Raw genomic sequence first — 2,319 nt, 5'->3', positions numbered from 1 at the left:
ACATTGCCCAGGCAATGTCGCGGCTCTTCTCGTTTCAACCTCTCGGTACAGATCACCGTGCAGTTGCCCGTCGGACTTCGCTGCGCAGTTCGCGTCGCTTCCGAAGCTCGGGTCACAATTGGTCACCGGGAGCATAATCGGGGCATGCCTTTCACCCCGCTTGGCCTCTCGCACGTCCGCCTCACCGTCACCGACATTCACCGCTCGCGTGCCTTCTACGACGCTGTGTTCGGCTTGCCCATCTACGCCGAGGTGCCGGCCGACGCTGATGCGGCGACCAGGGAGAAACTGTCGTTCCTGTTCGGCGGAGTGCTGTACCAGGTGGGCGACAATCTCCTCGGACTCCGACCGGCCCCGGCGGGGAGCCCCGCAAACGACCGCTTCAGCGAGAATCGCGTCGGCCTCGACCACCTATCGTTGAACGTCGCCGACCGGGCGGCGCTCGACGATGCCGTCGTCACACTGGATGGGCGCGGCATTCCCCACGAGCCAATCAAAGACATCGGGACCGCTTGGATACTCGAGTTCCGCGACCCTGACAATATTGCGCTCGAACTTTTTGCGATGAAAAAGTAGCCGACTCGCGTTAGCCGTCGACCTGCTTCCCCATCGCTCGTCCCGCCATCCAATAGGCCTGCGTGTGCAGAGTGCGCTTGTTCTGTTCGTGATGCTGTGTGAGCACCTTCTTCGCCAGTCGCGTCGCCTTTGACTCCGCGGTGACCCAGGTGTGCCAGCCGCGGTAGTCGTGCGGGTCGATTGCTTGCGCCAAGGCACGCCGATCCGGCGTCGAAGGGACCCAATCGACCGTGAGCCCGGAACGATGGGGAATCGCCAGGTCACGGTCGTCGTCGTTGAGATACTCGATGACAATTTTGACCGGAATCCCGTCGGCCACGTTCTCGGCGACAGTGCAGATTGCCGGCCAGGCTGCCACGTCGCCCAGGAGGAGGTAGCCGAGCGGTGCTTCGTCGCCGGTTGCGAGGTCGTAGCCGTTGCCACCGAGCCTGGTCACCAGAAGTTCATCGCCGACGGTCGCACTCTGCGCCCACTTCGACGCTGGTCCAACGGGGTCGTGGACGAGGAAAAAGATCCCGAACGTACCTGCGGCCGGGTCGGCGTCGATCAGGGTGTACCCGCGTTGGTGGTATTTGGGTCCGCCGTCGAGGTCCGGGAACCACGCGCGGATCCACGCGGACGGCTTTTCGCCGCCGGCGTGGAGGATTTCGTCGCACTGGAAATCGATCCGAACGACGTGCTCGGTGACCCACCGGACGCCCACGACCGTCGCCGGATGATTCTTTGCCCCGAGGGCGCGCAGCATTGCCCCTTGCAGTCCCTTGCCCATGCGAATCCCATCATCTCGTCGTTAAGTAAGTTTAGGCTTGGCTAATTTGTACCAGAGTGGTGTCGGATGGCACAGCTTAGGACCGTCGCCGAAGTGGGTTCGTCCCACGCGACCGGGTACCGTCGATTATGTGAACTACTCCCCGACGTCGCCCGGCAAACGACGCCATCGCCCTGCGTTGATCGCGCTCGTTACTGTCGCGGCCATAACCTGCTTGGCACTCGCGTGGTGGCAGTGGAGTCGATACGAGTCAGCTGGCGGCACCGGACAGAACCTCGGATACGCCCTTCAGTGGCCGGCATTCGCGGCCGCTTTCGTGTACGCCTACCGGCGGTTTGTGGTGATGGAGGCCGACCCCGAGGTGGAACGGCGCGGCGAGTTGACGGAGATCCCGGAGGGCATCCTGCCGGAGCGTCCAACGGCCAACGATCCGTCGGTATCCGCGATCGTCGACGCCGCCCCCGACTCGGACCTCGCCGCGTACAACCAATACCTCGCTGAACTCGATAAGAACCCCAAGCGCAAGTGATGAAGGACCCCGACGTGACCGAAACCACCAAGCCGAACGACGCACAGCCCGAGGGCACCGTTACCGCGACCATCCCGCAGATCAAAACTGCACTGTTCCGGTACCGCCTGCTCGCCTGGATCACCGGCGTCTGGCTATTGCTGCTGGTCGCTGAAATGATCGCGAAGTACGGCTTTGACGTCGATGGTTTCGGTTGGGTCGGTATCGCCCACGGCTGGATCTACTTCATCTACCTGATCTGCACCGTCGACTTGGCTATCAAGGTCCGCTGGCCCGTCTCGAAGATCATCACCACCGCTATTGCCGGAACCATCCCGTTCCTGTCGTTCTGGTTCGAGCACATCCGCACCCAGGACGTGAAGAGCACCTTCAAACTCGACTAGGGACGCACGCGCCCCTCTGCTCGTTCTCGCATGATGCGTCGATTCCCGCACTACGTCTGACG

Annotated in this window: 4 protein-coding genes; 3 read left to right on the top strand and 1 reads right to left on the bottom strand. The window is 62.6% G+C overall.

Translation table 11 applies throughout. The features are described from left to right. The first annotated feature begins 144 nt into the window (after window positions 1-144). Complete coding sequence (locus WBA38_RS04990; protein WP_424296108.1) at window positions 145-576, top strand: VOC family protein; 432 nt, start codon at window positions 145-147, stop codon at window positions 574-576. 10 nt (window positions 577-586) lie between these two features. Here WBA38_RS04990 and WBA38_RS04985 read toward each other — a convergent pair whose 3' ends face one another. Continuing rightward, window positions 587-1,345 carry a siderophore-interacting protein gene (locus WBA38_RS04985; protein WP_424322224.1) on the bottom strand — a complete coding sequence of 253 codons (759 nt, stop codon included), beginning with the start codon at window positions 1,343-1,345 and terminating at the stop codon, window positions 587-589. Window positions 1,346-1,475: 130 nt separating this feature from the next. Here WBA38_RS04985 and WBA38_RS04980 point away from each other — a divergent pair, with 130 nt between their 5' ends. Further along, the gene (locus WBA38_RS04980) at window positions 1,476-1,874 is read left to right on the top strand and encodes a transcriptional regulator (protein WP_424296105.1); all 399 of its coding nucleotides are present in this window, start codon (window positions 1,476-1,478) and stop codon (window positions 1,872-1,874) included. 14 nt (window positions 1,875-1,888) lie between these two features. Further along, on the top strand, window positions 1,889-2,257 hold the full coding sequence (locus WBA38_RS04975) for a DUF3817 domain-containing protein (RefSeq protein WP_424296104.1): 369 nt from the start codon (window positions 1,889-1,891) through the stop codon (window positions 2,255-2,257). Window positions 2,258-2,319: the final 62 nt, after the last annotated feature.

This window comes from Gordonia sp. (in: high G+C Gram-positive bacteria), assembly GCF_049647785.1.
Lineage (GTDB): Bacteria > Actinomycetota > Actinomycetes > Mycobacteriales > Mycobacteriaceae > Gordonia.
This window is presented reverse-complemented; position numbering and strand designations above follow the sequence as displayed.